Origin of the sequence: Agromyces sp. NPDC058136 (genome assembly GCF_042884375.1) — a bacterium.
Taxonomy (GTDB): domain Bacteria; phylum Actinomycetota; class Actinomycetes; order Actinomycetales; family Microbacteriaceae; genus Agromyces.
In genome coordinates this window covers 178,513-196,019 of sequence record NZ_JBHVUA010000001.1, presented here as the reverse complement: position 1 = coordinate 196,019, position 17,507 = coordinate 178,513, and the positions used below count along the sequence as shown (strand labels likewise).

Here is a 17,507-nt window from a genome sequence, read left to right as displayed (position 1 = left end):
GCGGGTGAAGTCGATCCGGAAGTTCACCGTCCGCGCCGTCGTCCCCGCCCGCCTCGCCCCCCTCGAGGAGCTCGCGGCGAATCTCCGCTGGGCCTGGCACGAGCCCACGAGACGCCTCTTCGCCCACATCGACCCCGAGGCCTGGGCGCGCTCCGAACACGACCCGGTCACCTTCCTCGGCGAGGTCGATCCGGCCCGGCTCGACGCCCTCGCGGGCGACGACGGCTACGTCGCCTGGGCCGAACGCGAACGCGACGGGCTCCGCGCGTACCTCGCCGAGCCACGCTGGTACCAGGGGCTCGAGGGGGAGTCGGCGCGTGGCGTCGCCTACTTCTCGCCCGAGTACGGCATCGCCGCGGCGCTGCCGCAGTACTCGGGCGGTCTCGGCATCCTCGCGGGCGACCATCTGAAGGCCGCCTCCGATCTCGGCGTGCCGATCGTCGCCGTCGGCCTCTTCTACAAGGCCGGGTACTTCTCCCAGTCCATCTCGTCCGACGGGTGGCAGCAGGAGCGCTACCCCGTGCAGGATCCCGACGGTCTGCCGCTCGCCGTGCTCCGCCGCCCCGACGGCAGCGCCGTGCAGATCTCCATCGCGCTGCCCGGCGGTGCGACCCTCGCCGCCCGGGTCTGGCGCGCGGCCGTCGGGCGGGTGACGCTGCTGCTGCTCGACACGGACGTGCCGGCCAACGGCGACGAGCTGCGCGGCGTCACCGACCGGCTGTACGGCGGCGGCAGCGAGCACCGGCTGCTGCAGGAACTGCTGCTCGGCATCGGCGGGGTGCGCGCACTGCGTGCCTGGGCCGAGCTCGCCGGGACGCCAGAGCCCGAGGTGTTCCACATGAACGAGGGGCACGCGGGGTTCCTCGGCCTCGAGCGCATCTCGACGTACATCGGCGAGGGGCTCGGCTTCGCCGAGGCGCTGCAGCTCGTGCGCTCGGGCACGGTGTTCACGACGCATACGCCCGTGCCGGCCGGCATCGACCGCTTCGACCGTGCGCTCGTCCAGCGGTACGTGACCGCCGAGCTGCTTCCGGGCGTCGATCCCGCCGATGCGCTCGCCCTCGGCGTCGAGCCGGGTGCCGACCCCGCCACGAGCGCCTTCAACATGGCGTACATGGGCCTCCGCCTCGCCGGGCACGCGAACGGCGTCTCCGAACTGCACGGGCGGGTGAGCCGGCGCATGTTCGGTGCGCTCTGGCCCGGGTTCGACGCCGACGAGGTGCCGATCACGTCGATCACGAACGGGGTGCACGCCCCCACCTGGACCGACCCGGCGCTCACCGCCCTCGCCGAACGCACGCTCGGCACCGACGACAGCGAGCACGCCGACTGGCTGAGCCCCGCGGTCTCCGACGCCGAGCTGTGGGAGGTCAAGCGCGAGATGCGGGCCCGCCTCGTCGCCGACGCCCGCCGCCGCCTCGCGGCGAGCTTCGTCGAGCAGCACCCCGGGGCATCCGCCCCCGAGTGGATCTCTCGCGCCCTCGACCCCGACGTGCTCACCGTCGGCTTCGCCCGTCGCGTGCCGACCTACAAGCGACTCACGCTCATGCTGCAGGACCCCGAGCGGCTGACCGCGATCCTCACCGACCCCGAGCGCCCCGTGCAGATCGTCGTCGCGGGCAAGTCGCACCCCGCCGACGACGAGGGCAAGCGGCTCATCCAGCGGCTCGTGCAGTTCGCCGCGCAGCCCGAGCTGCAGGGCCGCATCGTGTTCCTCCCCGACTACGACATGGCGATGGCCGAGACGCTGTACCCGGGCTGCGACGTGTGGCTGAACAACCCGCTGCGCCCGCTCGAGGCGTGCGGGACCTCGGGCATGAAGGCGGCGATGAACGCCGCGCTCAACCTCTCGATCCTCGACGGCTGGTGGGCGGAGTACGCGGGCGACGACTACGGCTGGGTGATCCCGTCGGCCGACTCGGCGGGCGACGCCGCCGAGCGCGACGCCCGGGAGGCGGCCGCGCTGTACGACCTCCTCGAGCACCGCATCGTGCCCGCGTTCTACGAGCGGCCCGCGGCGGCCGAGCCCGGCCAGTCGGGCTACTTCGAGCGGGACGCCGACCGGGTGCCCGTCGAATGGGTGCGGATGCTGCGCACCACCCTCGCACGGCTCGTGCCCGAGCTCGGGGCCGATCGCATGGTGCGGGAGTACGTCGAACGCCTCTACCGGCCCGCCGCGGCCGGCTACCGGCGGATGCGGGCGGACGACGCCCGTGGGGCGCGCACCCTCGCGGCCTGGTCGGCGACGGTGCGGTCGGCGTGGCCGCAGGTCGCGGTGCTGCACGTCGAGTCGGGCGGCCTCGACCAGCCCGTCGTCGGCGACGAACTGCACGTGCGGGCCGAGGTCGCGCTCGGCGGACTCGACCCGGCCGACGTGACCGTCGAGCTCGTCTCGGGGCGCAGCACCGCCGACGACGCGATCACGGGTGCGGAGCGCACGGTGCTCGAGGCGGTCGGCGGCGGCAGCTACGAGGGCACCGTCACGCTCGACCGGGCCGGCTCGTTCGGCTACACGGTGCGGGTGCTGCCCGCGAGCCCGTGGCTCACGACTCCGGCGGAACTCGGTCTCGTCGCCGTCGCCCGCTGAACGCCCAACGCCCCGACGAACCGCATCAGCGCATCCGGGCGATCTCGGCGTAGCGGCCGGCGGTGACGGCGAGGAGGTCGTCGGGGGCGAGCTCGAGGTCGAGGCCCCGCCGACCGCCCGAGACGTAGATCGTCTCGTGCAGGATCGCCGACTCGTCGAGCACGGTCGGCAACGGGGTCTTCTGCCCGATCGGGCTGATCCCGCCGACGACGTAGCCCGTCTTGCGCTCGGCGACGCGCGGGTCGGCCATCTCGGCGCGCTTGCCGCCGAGGGCCGCGGCCAAGGCCTTCAGGTCGAGCTGCAGTGCGACGGGCACGATGCCGACCGCGAGCGCCCCGTCGACCTCGGCGAGGAGCGTCTTGAACACCCGCTCGGGGTCGAGGCCGAGCTTCTCAGCGGCCTCGAGCCCGTACGCCTGTGCGCGCGGGTCATGGTCGTAGGCGAGCGCCGTGAAGGCGACGCCGGCCCGGGCCAGGGCGAGCGTCGCGGGCGTGCCCGCGGCCCCGGCATCCGACCGTCTGGCCATCAGCGGTCGCCCTCGAGGCCGTCGGCGCCGTCGGCGTCGTCTGCGCCGTCGGCGCGGAACAGGCGCATCGAGGGGCCCGTGATCGTCATGCGCTCGCCGGGCGCGAGCGGGGCGGCGCCGTCGAGGGTCGCCGACGGCGCCTCCTCGGCCGAGTCCCAGAGGAGGGTGTAGCCCGTCACTCCGGGCGGCGAAGGCAGCGCGACCTCGGTCTCGGTCTCGCGTGCGTGCACCACGAGGAGGATGCGGTTGAATGCCTCGCTCTCCGGCGTCGACGCCGCGAGGTACTGCAGGGTGCGCTCGGCTGGCGAGTTCCAGTCGTCGATGCCCATCGTCTCGCCGTCGGCGTTGTACCAGGCCATGCGCGACGCGCCGGGCGTCACCTCGCCGTCGCGTCCGAATCGGATCGGGCGGAGCGCGGGGTTCTCGGCGCGGAGGCGCAGCAGGTGCCTCGTCGTCGCGAGCAGGGCGTCGCCGTGGCGGGGGCGCTCGCCCTCGGCCCACGCGAGCCAGCTCAGCGGGGAGTCGTGGCAGTACGCGTTGTTGTTGCCGCGCTGCGTGCGGCCGAACTCGTCGCCGGCGGTGAGCATCGGCACGCCGGCCGAGAGCAGCAGGGTGCCGAGCAGGTTGCGGATGCTCCGCCGCCGCGCCGCACGGATCGCGGGGTCCTGCGCCTCGCCCTCGACGCCGTGGTTGTACGAGTTGTTGTTGTCGGTGCCGTCGCGGTTCTGCTCGCCGTTGCCGAGGTTGTGCTTCACGTCGAACGCCGTGAGGTCGGCGAGGGTGAAGCCGTCGTGGGCGGTCACGAAGTTGAGGCTCGCGAGGGGGCCGCGCTCCTCCGAGAAGGTGTTCGAGGAGCCCGCGAGCCGCGTCGCGAAGCGGCCGATGCCGCTGCCCGCCGAGCCGGTCTCGCGCTCGCGCCGCAGGTCGCCGAGCCAGAAGTCGCGCATGCGGTCGCGGTAGCGGTCGTTCCATTCGGTGAACCCGGCCGGGAAGTTGCCCGTCTGCCAGCCGCCGGGGCCGACGTCCCACGGCTCGGCGATGAGTTTCGCCTCGGCGAGCACCGGGTCGGCGAGCATGCCCTGCAGCAACGGGTGCTCGGGGGAGTAGGCGCCGCGGTCGTCGCGGCCGAGGGTCGCGGCGAGGTCGAGGCGGAAGCCGTCGACCTGCAGCTCCTCGGCGAAGTAGCGCATCGAGTCGAGCACGAGTCGCACGGGCGCCTCGTGACCGAAGTCGAGGGTGTTGCCGCAGCCCGTCGTGTCGACGTAGCCGCCGTGCGCGTCGTGCCGGTAGTAGCTCGCGTTGTCGATGCCGCGGAAGCTGAACGTCGGCCCATGCCGACCCTCTTCGGCCGTGTGGTTGTAGACGACGTCGAGCACGACCTCGAGGCCCGCTTCGTGCAGCCGCCGCACCATGCCCGCGAACTCGCGTCGCACGGCGTGCGCCCCCTCCGCCTGGGCGGCGGCGCTCGCGTACGGCGCATGCGCGGCGAAGAACGCGAGCGTGTTGTACCCCCAGGCGTTGATCCGCCCCTGGCGGACGAGGCGCTCCTCGGAGACGAAGGCGTGCACCGGCAGCAGTTCGACCGTCGTCACGCCGAGACACGTCAGGTACTCGAGCGAGGCGTCGTGCGCGAGCCCCGCGTACGTGCCGCGCAGCGCTTCGGGCATGGCCTCGTTGAGCTTCGAGAAGCCGCGGACGTGGGCCTCGTACACGACGGTGCAGTCGAGCGGCACGCGCGGCTTCGCCACCCCGCCCCACTCGAACCCGGCGTCCGCGAACGAACCCTGCACGACCCCGCGCCAGGAGCCGTCGTCGGCGCGGGCCAGGCCGCGCGCGTACGGGTCGAGCAGGGTGTGCACGGGGTTGAAGGCGTGGTCGAAGTCGGCCGGACCGTCGACCCGCAGCCCGTAGTGCGCGCCCGGCACGAGCCGTGCCGAGCCGCCCGACCAGACGCCGTGCTCGTCACGGGCGAGCGGAGTGCGCTCGACGGCCCAGTCGAGGTCGTCGCGGTCGAATACGACGAGCTCGACGGCGCTCGCGTGCTCGGACCACACCCTGATCCGCCCGCCGTCGGTGTCGGAGCGGACACCGAGGTCGGCGAGGGGATCGTGCGCGAGCATGCGTTCTACAGTAGTTCTTGCGGGCGATCGGCCTGCAAGCGCGTACAGACGGCGCGTCGAAGCATCCTCGTCTGCGATTCCCGACACTGCTCTTGGAGGGCGCATGGTCTACCTCGATCACGCGGCGACGACGCCGATGCTGCCCGAGGCGATCGAGGCGCTCACCGCCGCGCTCGCCGTGGTCGGCAATCCCGCGTCGATCCACAGCGCGGGCCAGCAGGCGAAGCGACTGCTGGAGGAGTCGCGCGAGCAGGTCGCCGCGACCCTCGGCGTCGACGGCATCGAGGTCGTCTTCACGGGCAACGGCACCGAGGCGGTGAACCTCGCGCTCAAGGGCCTCTGGTGGCGACGGCGTGGGGCGGCGCCCGCCGAGCCCGGCGCGTCCGGTACCGAACGCACTCGCATCCTCGTGCCCGCGGGCGAGCACCACGCCACGATCGACGCGGTCGAGTGGCTCGAGCAGCACGAGGGCGCCGACGTCGTCGAGATCCCGCTCGATGAAGTGGGGCGCATCAGGCTCGACGTGCTCGAGGCCGAACTCGAGCAGGGCGCCGATTCGGTCGCGTTCGTGACGATGCTCTGGGCGAACAACGAGGTCGGCACGATCCAGCCCGTCGCCGAGGTCGCGGGCCTCACCGCTCGGGCCGGAGTGCCGCTGCACGTGGACGCGATCGCCGCCTACGGGCAGGTGCCGATCGACGTGCGCGCGATCCGCCGCGAGAGCGAGGCGCCGCGGGGCGCGGGCCTCGTGGCGCTCAGCGTCTCGGCGCACAAGATCGGCGGGCCGGCCGGCATCGGCGCGCTCGTGCTCGACCGCTCGGCCGCCGTCGAGCCCCTCATCCACGGCGGCGGGCAGCAGCGCAAGGTGCGTTCTGGCACGCAGGACGTCGCCGCCGCGGCCTCCTTCGCCGCCGCGGCGCGCGTCGTCGCGTCACGGCTCGACGACGACGCCGAGCGGATGTCCGCGCTCCGCGACCGGCTCATCGCGGGCGTCGCCGCCGCAGTGCCGGGCGCCCGCGTCTCGGGCGACCTGGGCCCCGGGGCATCCGCCCGTCTGCCGGGCAATGCGCACTTCTCGTTCCCGGGTTGCGAGGGCGATTCGCTGCTCTTCCTGCTCGACGCGGCGGGCGTCGCGGTCTCGACGGGCTCGGCGTGCCAGGCCGGGGTTCCCGAACCCTCGCACGTGCTGATCGCGATGGGCCGGAGCGAAGCCGACGCGCGCGGGGCGCTGCGCGTGACGATCGGCCACGGCTCGACCGAGGCCGACGTCGATGCCTTCCTCGCCGCGCTGCCTGCCGCGCACGCGCAGGCGGCGAAGGCCGGGCTCGCGGCGCGGGCGACCTCGTTCGACCGCTGAGGCGGCCTGGTCGGGGTCAGCCGGCCGATTCGGCGCGCTCGGCCTCGGCTGCAGCCTCTGCCTCGGCCTGCGCCGCGGCCGCCGCCTCGGGGCTCTCGGGGATCCCGAGGCCTCGGGAGAACACGCTGTGCCGCAGCTGCGTCTCCATCGCCGCGACGATGTCGGCCACGTCGACGTCGGCGAGGTCGGCCGGTCGCCACTCGGGCACGGTCGCCTGGTGCAACGACTGGGTGTTCTGCGCGACGAGCGCCTGCACGCCCGTGAAGAGGTCGGGCTGGGTCGTGAACCAGCGGGCGAGCCGGAGCTCGCGCTCGAGGGCGTCGCGCAGCGTCTCGCCGTCGCGGGCGGCCCGCACCGAGCGCAGCGTTGCGACGAGCGCGGTCGGCGAGAGGCGCAGCAGCGTGTCGGCGGCGTCGGCGGCGTTCGCCGCGGCCTCGGGGTCGGCGGAGTCGGCGGCGCGGAGGCCCCCGACCGCATCGCCGTTCGAGAACGCCCACAGCCGTTCGAGGATCGCCTCGACGGTGTCGGCCGAGTAGCAGGCGTCGATCCAGTCGCGGCGGGCGAGCACGGGCGCGTCGCCCGGGTCCTTCGCGAAGCGGGCGACCGTCTCGGCAGGGGTGCCGTCGTCGTCCGCGAGCGCCTCGACCAGCGCGGCGACCTCGTCGGCCGGCACCATCGCATCCGCGAAACCCAGTGCGATCGCGTCGGCGGCGGTCAGATCGACCGAGTTCAGCGCGAGATACGTGCCGAGCTCGCCTGGCGTGCGCGCGAGTCGCCAGGTCGCCCCGCCGTCGGGCACGAAGCCGTACCCGGTCTCGGGCTGCCCGAGCTTCACCCGGTCGGTGACGACGCGGGTCGCGACGTGCCCCGCGAGCGAGATGCCGCCGCCCATCGTCATGCCGTGCATGATCGACACGACCGGCTTCGGGTACTCGGCGAGCTTCGCGATCAGCCGGTACTCGTCGCGGAAGAAGACGGTGCCGATCGTCATGCCCTCGGCGGCACGCGACAGGATCTCGCGGAAGTCGCCGCCCGCGCAGAACCCGTGGTCGCCCACGCCGTCGAGCAGCACCGCCTCGACGGCCGGATCCTCGGCCCACGCGTCGAGCGCCTCAGAGAGGGCGCGCATCGTCTCGAGGTCGATCGCGTTGATCGCCTCCGGACGGTTGAGGGTCAGATGGCCGAGTTGGCCGACGATCTCGGCGCTGACAGGCGAATGCACCAGCCCAACGCTACTGGGCGCCGAGCCGTCGCGAGAACACCGCGCGAGGCGACGGGCGACGTGAGCCACGCGGCATCCGCTCAGGAAGCCTGCCTCGACCGGCGTGGTGAAGGTACTCGCAGCGATGAGCGGCGGCGTCGTCCGTGCTCGGGGTGCTCACGGCGAGGCGGCCGAGCGCGCAGCGTCGCCACGAAGACGGGACTCGACGCCAGGGCAACCTCGTTCGACCGCTGAGCCCGCCCGTCGCGGCCGTCGGTCGCAGCGGATCACGCTGATCGCGTGATGGACGCACCGCGGCGCCCCGCCCTAGACTGCGGCCAACAGTCGTACGCAGTCCAGTCGGCATCGAGGCCGCTGGCGAGAACGGGGGTCGTGAAATGGCTGATCAGCAGTATGCGGCGATCGCAGCGCAGTACGCGGACGAGGGGGTGGCGACGACCGACTTCGAGATGGTCGCCGCGCACTTCAAGGAATCCGATCACAAGCACGAGTCGTTCGACGCCGCACTGATCCGTCGCGGCCTGGGCGGGGAGCTCACCGTGATCAAGCGCGAGAACCAGCACCACGCCGCACGCACAGGGCTGGCGGTCGGACTGGCGACCGGCCTCGCCGTCGCGCTGTTCCCCGCAGTCGCGCTCGGCGGCGCCCTCGTGGTCGCCGGCGGTTCGGGCGCCGGCATCGGCGCCATCGCGGGGCACCTCGCCCGGAAGTCGCCCTCGAAGGATCTCGAGGCGATCAGCGAGACCCTCGACGCCGGCAGCGCGGGGATCGTGGTCGTGGTGGATCCGGCCGACGCCGAGGAGGTCGAGGCGCTGCTGACCGGCGCGGAGAAGGTGACGACGAAGGACCTCGCCGTCGACCGCGACGAGCTCGACGACGAGGTCGACGAAGCGTACGAGTGAGCCCGCGGAGCATCCACTCAGGCGGGATGCCTACACTGGAGCGGTGAAGGTTCTCGCGGCGATGAGCGGCGGCGTCGACAGCGCCGTGGCCGCTGCGCGCGCCGTCGAGGCCGGCCATGAGGTGGTCGGGGTGCATCTCGCGCTCAGCCGGAACGCCGGCACCCTGCGCACGGGCAGCCGCGGCTGCTGCACCATCGAGGACTCGATGGACGCGCAGCGCGCCGCCAACGTCCTCGGCATCCCCTACTACGTGTGGGACTTCTCGGAGCGGTTCAAGGCCGACGTCGTCGACGACTTCATCGCCGAGTACTCCGCAGGTCGCACCCCGAACCCCTGCATGCGCTGCAACGAGCGCATCAAGTTCGCCGCCCTCCTCGAGAAGGCCCTCGCCCTCGGATTCGACGCCGTCGCGACCGGCCACTACGCGAAGGTCGTCACCGGCGACTCCGGCGCCCTCGAGCTGCACCGCGCGAACGCCGAGTCGAAGGACCAGTCGTACGTGCTCGGGGTGCTCACCGCCGAACAGCTCGCCCACGCGTACTTCCCGCTCGGCGACACCGCCTCGAAGACCCTTGTCCGCGAAGAGGCGGCGCGCCGCGGCCTGAGCGTCGCGCAGAAGCCCGACTCGTACGACATCTGCTTCATCCCCGACGGCGACACCCGCGGGTGGCTCGCCAACAAGGTCGGCACCGCGACCGGCGACATCATCGACCGCTCGGGCGCCGTCGTCGGCTCGCACGAGGGCGCGCACGCGTTCACCGTCGGCCAGCGCCGCGGAATGCGCCTCGGCACGCCCGCGGCCGACGGCAAGCCCCGCTTCGTGCTCGAGGTGCGCCCGAAGGAGAACACCGTCGTCGTCGGCCCGAAGGAGGCGCTCGCCGTCGCCCTCATCGCGGGCGCGCGGTACTCGTGGGCCGGCCTCGGCCCCGTGGCATCCGGGCTCATCGAGACCGACGACGACGCGTTCGACTGCGAGGTGCAGATCAGGGCGCACGCCGACCCGGTGCCCGCGCGGGCCGTGTTCGAGGGCGGCGAACTCGTGGTCACGCCGGTGCAGCCGCTCGACGGCGTCGCACCCGGCCAGACCGCGGTGATCTACGTCGGCACGCGCGTGCTCGGGCAGTTCACGATCGACCGCACGGTCAGCGCCGTCCCGGCCGGCGTCGCCGGCTGACCGCGCCGGCCGTCGCGATGTCGGCGCCGCTTCATATGATGGGCATGTGAGCGAGACCCCCGCCGAGAACGACCTTCCGACCGATTTCGAGACGGCCCGCGCCGAGGCCGAGGCGCTCACGGCGCGCATCGAAGGGGCGCGGCTCGCGTACTACGGCGACGGCGACTCGCCGCTCTCCGACGCCGAGTACGACCTCGCGTTCCACCGGCTCGAGGCGCTCGAGCGGGCGTTCCCCGAGCTCGCGGGCCAAGACAGCCCGACCCAGCAGGTCGGCGCCGCCGTCGCCTCCGCGGGGTTCCCCGAGCACGAGCACGCCGAGCGCATGCTGAGCCTCGACAACGTCTTCTCGATCGACGAGTTCCGCGAGTGGGCGGCGAAGGCCGCCGCCTCCGCCGGGCGACCGGTGCACTGGCTCTCCGAGCTCAAGATCGACGGGCTCGCGATCAGCCTCGCGTACCGCGACGGCGTGCTCGAGACGGCGACGACCCGAGGCGACGGCCGCGTCGGCGAGGACATCACCGAGAACATCGACTTGATCCCCGTGATCCCGCGCCGACTCGAGGGCACCGGCTACCCCGATTTCTTCGAGGTGCGCGGCGAGGTGTTCCTCCGCACGGTCGACTTCGAAGCGCTCAACGAGCGCCAGCACGAACTGCAGGCCGCCTACGAGGCCGCCGAACTCGCGAAGGGCCGCCCCGCCGACGCCATCAAGGTGAAGTTCGCCGAGTTCGCGAACGCGCGCAACACCGCGGCCGGCAGCCTGCGCCAACGCCGCGAGAACAAGGGCGAGTTCGAACTCGCCCTCATGCGTGAACGTCTCGGCAGGCTCTCCATGTACCTGCACGGCATCGGCGCCTGGGCCGACCCGGCCGTTCAGGCGCAGTCCGAGATCTACGGGCTGCTCGCCTCGTGGGGCCTGCCCGTGTCGCCCCACTCGCGGGTCTTCGCCTCCGTCGACGAGGTCGCCGACTACATCGTCGACCGCGGCGAGCACCGCCACGACGTCGAGCACGAGATCGACGGCATCGTCGTGAAGATCGACGAGCTCGAGCTCCATGCCGAACTCGGTGCGACGAGCCGTGCTCCGCGGTGGGCGATCGCCTACAAGTACCCGCCCGAAGAGGTGCACACGAAGCTGCTCGACATCGTCGTCGGCGTCGGCCGCACCGGGCGCGCCACCCCGTACGCGGTGATGGAGCCGGTGAAGGTCGCGGGCTCGACCGTGCGGCAGGCGACCCTGCACAACCAGCAGGTCGTGCGCGCGAAGGGCGTGATGATCGGCGACACCGTGGTGCTCCGCAAGGCCGGCGACGTCATCCCCGAGATCCTCGGCGCGGTCGAGGCCGATCGCGACGGCAGCCAAGTCGAGTGGCACATGCCCGAGCTCTGCCCCGAGTGCGGCACGCCGCTCCGCGCCATGAAAGAGGGCGACATCGACCTGCGATGCCCGAATGCGCGCTCGTGCCCCGCGCAGGTGCGCGGCCGCGTCGAGCACATCGGCTCGCGCGGCGGCCTCGACATCGAGGCCCTCGGCGAGGTCACCGCTGCGGCGCTCACCCAGCCGTCGTTCCCCGCCGACCCGCCGCTCGCCACCGAGGCGCGACTCTTCGACCTCACGCTCGACGAGCTCGTGCCGATCGAGGTCGTCGTGCGCGACGCCGAGACGGGCGAGCCCAAGTTCGACGAGGTGAGCGGCGAGCCGGTCAAGCGGGCGCCGTTCCAGAAGGTGCGCATCACCTACCCGCCGGGCGCGGAGCAGTTGACGCCTGCCGAGCGACGAGCTGCGGGAATCAAGAAGGACTTCCGCGAGGTGCGGCCGTCCGAGGCGGCGACGAAGCTCCTCGCCGAACTCGAGAAGGCGAAGACGAAGCCGCTCTGGCGCCTCGTCGTCTCCCTCAACATCCGCCACGTCGGTCCGGTCGCGGCGCGTGCGCTCGCCGACTGGTTCGGCTCGCTCGACAAGATCCGTGCGGCCACCCGCGACGAGCTGGCCGAGGTCGACGGGGTCGGGGGCATCATCGCCGACTCGCTCATCGACTGGTTCGCCGTCGACTGGCACGTCGACATCGTCGATCGGTGGACGGCGGCGGGGGTGCAGTGGGCGACCCCGGGGCACCCCGGTCCCGGCGCCGCGGCAGCTGCCGGGGGAGTGCTCGCCGGGCTCACCGTCGTCGCGACGGGCAGCCTCGACGGCTTCACCCGAGACGGTGCGCAAGAGGCGATCATCTCGGCCGGCGGCAAGGCCGCGTCGAGCGTCTCGAAGAAGACCGACTTCGTGGCCGCCGGGCCCGGCGCCGGGTCGAAGCTCGCGAAGGCCGAGGAGCTCGGCATCCGCGTGCTCGACGCGGCCCAGTTCGCGATCCTCGTGACCGAGGGGCCTGCAGCACTCGACTGAACGTGAAGGTAGGCGCCGTGGTGGCGCCGGAGAGCGGGGGAGATGACGAACGAGTCGGGTGAGCACGACGGAGCGACCCGCCGCGACTTCCTGCGGCTCGGCGGTGCCGCCGCGGCCGGCGCGGTCGTCGGCGGTGCGGCCGGTGCGGCGATCACGACCGCCGTCGTCGGGGCGGCGGCCGGCGCCGGTGCGGCGCCGGGCGCGAGCCCCGTGGCATCCGGCGGGCCGATCTCCCACTGGGTCGTGCTCATGGGCGAGAACCGCTCATTCGACAACCTGCTCGGTCGCCTCTACACCCCCGACGACCCGCCTGAGGGCGCCGCGTTCGAGGGGCTGGCGTTCGGCGACTACGCGAACGACGACCGCGACGGCACCCGCATCGCCGCGCACGTCTACGACGGAACCACCGACGCGATCATGGGCCGCCCCGACCCCGACCCCGGCGAAGAGTACCCGCACGTGAACACGCAGCTCTTCGACACGATCGATCCCGCATCGAACGAGGGCCGCGGGATCGCCGAGATGACGGCGCCGTTCAACGCCCCCGGTGACGCGTCGTCGCCGACGATGAGCGGGTTCGTGCGCGACTACCGCTCGCACCTGCAGGCGCTCCGTCGCGGCAAGGAGCCCGCCGAGCACGAGGTGCGTCAGATCATGGGCGGGTTCGCGCCCGAGATGCTGCCGGTGCTCTCGACGCTCGCCCGCGAGTTCGCGGTGTTCGACCACTGGCACTGCGCGGTGCCGTCGCAGACGTTCTGCAACCGCTCGTTCTTCCACGCGTCGACCTCGCACGGCTTCGTCACGAACACCGAGAGCGGCGGCGCGGGCAAATGGCTCGACGCCCCGGCCGCGCCGACCATCTTCAACCGGCTCGACGACGCCGGCCTCAGCTGGCGCGTGTACTTCGACGAACAGCAGCTCGTCTCGTTCACGGGGTTCATCCACGCCCCGGCGCTCGAGCAGTACTGGCGCACCGAGCACTTCGCGACGATGGCCGACTTCGAACGCGACGCCGCCGACGGCACCCTCCCCGTGTACGCGTTCATCGAGCCGCGCATGGTCTACGACCACAACGACTTCCACCCGCCCGTCGGGCGGTTGCGCGAGGGGGAGGTCGACGGCGAACTCGTCGTCGACAGCGCGGTCTCCGACGTGCGTGCGGGCGACGCGCTCGTGCACCGCGTCTACGAGGCGCTGCGGGGCGCCGACTCCGAGACGGGGTCGAACGCGCTCAACACCCTGCTGCTCATCACCTTCGACGAGCACGGCGGCACCTACGACCACGTCGCGCCTCCCGCGGCGACGCCGCCCGGCGCGAAGGGCGACGAGGCGGGCGACGCCGAGATGGGGTTCGGGTTCGACCGTCTCGGCGTGCGCGTGCCCGCGATCGCCGTCTCCGCGTACACGCGCGCGGGCACGGTCGTGAACGACGAGTACCACCACGGCTCGCTCATCGCGACGCTGACCCACGCGCACGGCCTGCACCACCTCACCGACCGCGACCGCAGGGCGCCACGACTCGACGCCGTGCTGAACCTCGACGCCCCGAGGCATCCCTCGACCTGGCCGTCGCCGACGCCGCAGTTCGTCCCGCCGAATCCCGAGACGGAGGGGCACCCCGCGGCGAAGCATCCCGACCGGCCGCTGAGCCCGCCCGCACGGGGGCTCCTCGCCCTCCTGCTCGCGAAGTACGCCCCCGGCGAGGCGCTCCCCGAGACGTACGCCGACGCCCTCGACGCGCTCGAACGGCACGGCAAGGGTCTCTTCGGCGCACCCCGATAGAATCGTTGGATTCCCACCACGAGACGACGGAGCAGCATGTCCGAAATCAGTGCGGAGCAGGTCGCCCACCTCGCGAACCTGGCACGCATCGCGCTCACCGACGAAGAGATCGGGCACTTGACGACCGAACTCTCCCAGATCATGCAGGCGGTCGAGAAGGTGAGCGAGGTGGCCACGCCCGACGTGCCGCCGACGAGCCACCCGATCCCGATGCAGAACGTGTACCGCGACGACGTCGTCGGCAACACGCTGACCGTCGAGGAGGCGCTCTCGGGCGCCCCCGAGTCCGACGGTTCGCGTTTCGTGGTCACCGCGATCCTGGGAGAAGAGCAGTGAGCGACGAACTGATCCGCCTGTCCGCCGCCGAGCTCGGCGAGAAGCTCGCCGCGGGCGAGGTCTCCTCCGTCGAGGCGACGCGCGCGCACCTCGACCGCATCCGCGCGGTCGACGGCGCCGTGCACGCGTTCCTCCACGTCGAGGGCGAGCGCGCGGTCGAGACGGCCGCCGACATCGACCGTCGTCGCGCAGCGGGCGAGGCCCTCGGCCCGCTCGCGGGCGTGCCGATCGCCATCAAGGACGTCCTGGTCACCAAGGGCATGCCGTCGACCTCGGGTTCCCGCATCCTCGAGGGGTGGATCCCGCCCTACGACGCGACGCCCGTCACGAAGGTCCGCGAGGCGGGGCTCATCCCGCTCGGCAAGACCAACATGGACGAGTTCGCCATGGGCTCCTCGACCGAGCACTCGGCGTACGGCCCGACCCACAACCCGTGGGACCTGGACCGCATCCCCGGCGGCTCGGGCGGCGGTTCGGCCGCCGCGGTCGCCGCGTTCGAGGCGCCCCTCGCCCTCGGCAGCGACACGGGCGGCTCGATCCGCCAGCCCGCGCACGTCACCGGCACCGTCGGCGTGAAGCCGACGTACGGCGCCGTCAGCCGCTACGGTTCGATCGCGCTCGCCTCGAGCCTCGACCAGATCGGCCCGGTCACCCGCACGGTGCTCGACTCGGCGCTGCTGCACGACGTCATCGCCGGCCACGATCCGCTCGACTCCACCTCGCTGCCCGAGGCCTGGCCCTCGATGGCCGAGGCCGTCAGGCGGGCGGATGTCTCGGGCCTCCGCATCGGCGTCATCAAGGAGCTCGACGGCGAGGGCTTCCAGCCCGGTGTGCGCCAGCGCTTCCACGAGGCGCTGTCGCTCCTCGAGCGCAACGGCGCCGAGATCGTCGAGGTCAGCGCCCCGCACTTCGAGTACTCGATCGCGGCGTACTACCTGATCCTCCCGGCCGAGGCCTCGTCGAACCTCGCGAAGTTCGACTCGGTGCGCTTCGGCCTGCGGGTCACGCCCGACGGCGCAGGCACGGTCGAGCAGGTCATGGCCGCGACCCGCGAGGCGGGCTTCGGGCCCGAGGTGAAGCGACGCATCATCCTCGGCACCTACGCCCTCTCGGCGGGCTACTACGACGCGTACTACGGCAGCGCGCAGAAGGTGCGCACACTCGTGCAGCGCGACTTCGACGCCGCCTTCGAGAAGGTCGACGTGCTCGCCTCCCCGACGGCGCCGACCACGGCGTTCAAGTTCGGTGAGAAGCTCGCCGACCCGGTGTCGATGTACCTCAACGACATCGCGACGATCCCGGCGAACCTCGCGGGTGTGCCCGGCATCTCGCTCCCGACGGGCCTCGCACCCGAGGACGGCCTGCCGGTCGGCATCCAGTTCCTCGCGCCGGCGCGCGAGGACGCCCGCCTGTACAACGTGGGCGGCGCGCTCGAGCAGCTGCTCGTCGCCGAGTGGGGCGGCCCGCTGCTCGCCAAGGCCCCCGATCTGACCGCACACGAGCTCTTCGCGACCGAGGAAGGCGCACTCTGATGGCCCGCGCTGAACTGATGGACTTCGACAAGGCCCTCGAGCTCTTCGAGCCGGTGATCGGCCTCGAGGTGCACGTCGAGCTGAACACGACGACGAAGATGTTCTCGTCGGCGCCGAACCCCGCCAACGCGGCGTTCCACGGCGCCGAGCCGAACACGCTCGTCTCGCCCGTGTGCCTCGGCCTGCCGGGCTCGCTGCCGGTCGTGAACGGCGACGCCGTGCGCAAGTCGATCTCGCTGGGTCTCGCGCTCGGCTGCTCGATCGCGCCGTCGAGCCGATTCGCGCGGAAGAACTACTTCTACCCCGACCTCGCGAAGAACTACCAGATCTCGCAGTACGACGAGCCGATCGCCTTCGACGGCGAGCTCGAGGTCGAGATCGAGGGCGGCAAGACGTTCACGATCCCGATCGAGCGCGCCCACATGGAGGAGGACGCCGGCAAGCTGACGCACGTCGGCGGGGCGACGGGCCGCATCCAGGGCGCCGAGTACTCGCTCGTCGACTACAACCGTGCGGGCGTGCCGCTCGTCGAGATCGTGACGCGACCGATCTTCGGTGCCGAGGCGGACGCCCCGGCGCTCGCGAAGGCGTACGTCGCGACGATCCGCGACATCGCGCTCGCGCTCGGCATCTCGGAGGCGCGCATGGAGCGCGGCAACCTCCGCTGCGACGCGAACGTGTCGCTGCGTCCGCGCGGCGCCGAGAAGCTCGGCACCCGCACGGAGACGAAGAACGTGAACTCGTTCCGCTCGATCGAGCGCGCGGTGCGCTACGAGATCCAGCGTCAGGCCGCGATCCTCGCGAAGGGCGGCTCGATCACCCAGGAGACGCGCCACTGGCACGAGGACACGGGTACGACGAGCCCGGGTCGTCCGAAGTCCGACGCCGACGACTACCGCTACTTCCCCGAGCCCGACCTGGTGCCCGTCGCACCGTCGACCGAACTCATCGAGGAGCTCCGCGCGGCGCTCCCCGAGCCGCCCGCGGCGCGTCGTCGTCGTCTGAAGGCCGAGTGGGGCTTCACCGACCTCGAGTTCCAGGACGTCGCGAACAGCGGCCTGCTCAACGAGGTCGCCGAGACGGTCGCCGCAGGTGCCTCGCCCGCCTCGGCCCGCAAGTGGTGGACGGGTGAGCTCACCCGTCTCGCGAACGCCTCCGAGCGTGACGTCGTCGAGCTCGCGACCCCGGTGCAGGTCGCCGAGCTCGCGGCGCTCGTCGAAGCAGGCACGCTCACCGACCGGCTCGCGCGTCAGGTGCTCGAGGGCGTCGTCGCGGGCGAGGGTTCGCCGCAGGAGATCGTCGACGCCCGCGGACTCGCGGTCGTCTCCGACGACGGGGCGCTCATCGCGGCGATCGACCAGGCGCTCGCCTCGCAGCCCGACGTCCTCGCGAAGATCCGCGACGGCAAGGTGCAGGCGGCCGGTGCCGTCATCGGCGCCGTCATGAAGGCGATGCAGGGCAAGGCCGACGCCGCGCGCGTGCGCGAGCTCGTGCTCGAGCGGGCAGCCGCGGCCGAGTAGCGGTCGCTCGAGGCTGAGAGCCGGGCAGGGTGCGTGCGCACTCCGCCCGGCTCT

The 17,507-nt window shown here is 72.5% G+C and carries 12 protein-coding genes; 9 read left to right on the top strand and 3 right to left on the bottom strand.

Features of this window, described 5'->3' with window-relative positions:
* Positions 1–4 precede the first annotated feature (4 nt).
* The gene (gene glgP, locus ACFVTX_RS00920; protein WP_386897245.1) at positions 5–2,587 is read left to right on the top strand and encodes an alpha-glucan family phosphorylase; all 2,583 of its coding nucleotides are present in this window, start codon (positions 5–7) and stop codon (positions 2,585–2,587) included.
* A gap of 25 nt (positions 2,588–2,612) precedes the next feature.
* Here glgP and ybaK read toward each other — a convergent pair whose 3' ends face one another.
* Together ybaK and glgX are read right to left on the bottom strand one after the other, a co-directional pair.
* Positions 2,613–3,113, bottom strand: a complete 501-nt coding sequence (gene ybaK, locus ACFVTX_RS00915; RefSeq protein ID WP_386897243.1) for a Cys-tRNA(Pro) deacylase — start codon at positions 3,111–3,113, stop codon at positions 2,613–2,615.
* Positions 3,113–5,233 carry a glycogen debranching protein GlgX gene (glgX, locus tag ACFVTX_RS00910; RefSeq protein WP_386897241.1) on the bottom strand — a complete coding sequence of 707 codons (2,121 nt, stop codon included), beginning with the start codon at positions 5,231–5,233 and terminating at the stop codon, positions 3,113–3,115. Before glgX ends, ybaK begins: the two co-directional genes overlap by 1 nt.
* A gap of 103 nt (positions 5,234–5,336) precedes the next feature.
* Between glgX and ACFVTX_RS00905 the strand changes: the two genes are divergently transcribed.
* Positions 5,337–6,590, top strand: coding sequence for a cysteine desulfurase family protein (locus ACFVTX_RS00905; protein WP_386897239.1), 1,254 nt, complete (start codon positions 5,337–5,339; stop codon positions 6,588–6,590).
* 16 nt (positions 6,591–6,606) lie between these two features.
* On the opposite strand, the gene ACFVTX_RS00900 is transcribed toward ACFVTX_RS00905, so the two are convergent.
* Positions 6,607–7,812 (bottom strand): enoyl-CoA hydratase/isomerase family protein, encoded by a 1,206-nt coding sequence (locus tag ACFVTX_RS00900; RefSeq protein WP_386897237.1) that lies wholly within the window; start codon positions 7,810–7,812, stop codon positions 6,607–6,609.
* Between the two features lie 377 nt (positions 7,813–8,189).
* On the opposite strand from ACFVTX_RS00900, the gene ACFVTX_RS00895 reads away from it, so the two are divergent.
* From ACFVTX_RS00895 to gatB, 7 genes are read left to right on the top strand one after another with little or no spacing between them, the layout of a single operon-like run.
* On the top strand, positions 8,190–8,714 hold the full coding sequence (locus ACFVTX_RS00895; RefSeq protein WP_386897236.1) for a DUF1269 domain-containing protein: 525 nt from the start codon (positions 8,190–8,192) through the stop codon (positions 8,712–8,714).
* Between the two features lie 43 nt (positions 8,715–8,757).
* Complete coding sequence (gene mnmA / locus ACFVTX_RS00890) at positions 8,758–9,888, top strand: tRNA 2-thiouridine(34) synthase MnmA (RefSeq protein ID WP_386897234.1); 1,131 nt, start codon at positions 8,758–8,760, stop codon at positions 9,886–9,888.
* A 46-nt stretch (positions 9,889–9,934) separates the two neighbouring features.
* Positions 9,935–12,283, top strand: coding sequence for an NAD-dependent DNA ligase LigA (gene ligA, locus ACFVTX_RS00885; RefSeq protein ID WP_386897233.1), 2,349 nt, complete (start codon positions 9,935–9,937; stop codon positions 12,281–12,283).
* Positions 12,284–12,325: 42 nt separating this feature from the next.
* Complete coding sequence (locus ACFVTX_RS00880) at positions 12,326–14,065, top strand: alkaline phosphatase family protein (RefSeq protein WP_386897231.1); 1,740 nt, start codon at positions 12,326–12,328, stop codon at positions 14,063–14,065.
* Between the two features lie 36 nt (positions 14,066–14,101).
* Positions 14,102–14,401 (top strand): Asp-tRNA(Asn)/Glu-tRNA(Gln) amidotransferase subunit GatC, encoded by a 300-nt coding sequence (gatC, locus tag ACFVTX_RS00875; protein WP_386897229.1) that lies wholly within the window; start codon positions 14,102–14,104, stop codon positions 14,399–14,401.
* A complete protein-coding gene (gatA, locus tag ACFVTX_RS00870) occupies positions 14,398–15,933 on the top strand; it encodes an Asp-tRNA(Asn)/Glu-tRNA(Gln) amidotransferase subunit GatA (RefSeq protein WP_386897227.1) in 1,536 nt (511 codons plus the stop codon). The genes gatC and gatA overlap by 4 nt, the downstream gene beginning before the upstream one ends.
* Positions 15,933–17,453: an Asp-tRNA(Asn)/Glu-tRNA(Gln) amidotransferase subunit GatB gene (gene gatB / locus ACFVTX_RS00865; RefSeq protein WP_386897225.1), complete on the top strand. Its 1,521-nt coding sequence runs from the start codon at positions 15,933–15,935 to the stop codon at positions 17,451–17,453. Before gatA ends, gatB begins: the two co-directional genes overlap by 1 nt.
* The last annotated feature ends 54 nt before the right edge of the window (positions 17,454–17,507 follow it).

Bases quoted from the DNA above. Each gene is read 5' to 3' on its own strand.
- ACFVTX_RS00905 (WP_386897239.1), top strand. From the start codon at position 5,337: ATGGTCTACCTCGATCACGCGGCGACGACGCCGATGCTGCCCGAGGCG.
- ACFVTX_RS00880 (WP_386897231.1), top strand. From the start codon at position 12,326: ATGACGAACGAGTCGGGTGAGCACGACGGAGCGACCCGCCGCGACTTC.
- glgX (WP_386897241.1), bottom strand. From the start codon at position 5,233: ATGCTCGCGCACGATCCCCTCGCCGACCTCGGTGTCCGCTCCGACACC.
- ybaK (WP_386897243.1), bottom strand. From the start codon at position 3,113: ATGGCCAGACGGTCGGATGCCGGGGCCGCGGGCACGCCCGCGACGCTC.
- ACFVTX_RS00895 (WP_386897236.1), top strand. From the start codon at position 8,190: ATGGCTGATCAGCAGTATGCGGCGATCGCAGCGCAGTACGCGGACGAG.
- gatB (WP_386897225.1), top strand. From the start codon at position 15,933: ATGGCCCGCGCTGAACTGATGGACTTCGACAAGGCCCTCGAGCTCTTC.
- gatC (WP_386897229.1), top strand. From the start codon at position 14,102: ATGTCCGAAATCAGTGCGGAGCAGGTCGCCCACCTCGCGAACCTGGCA.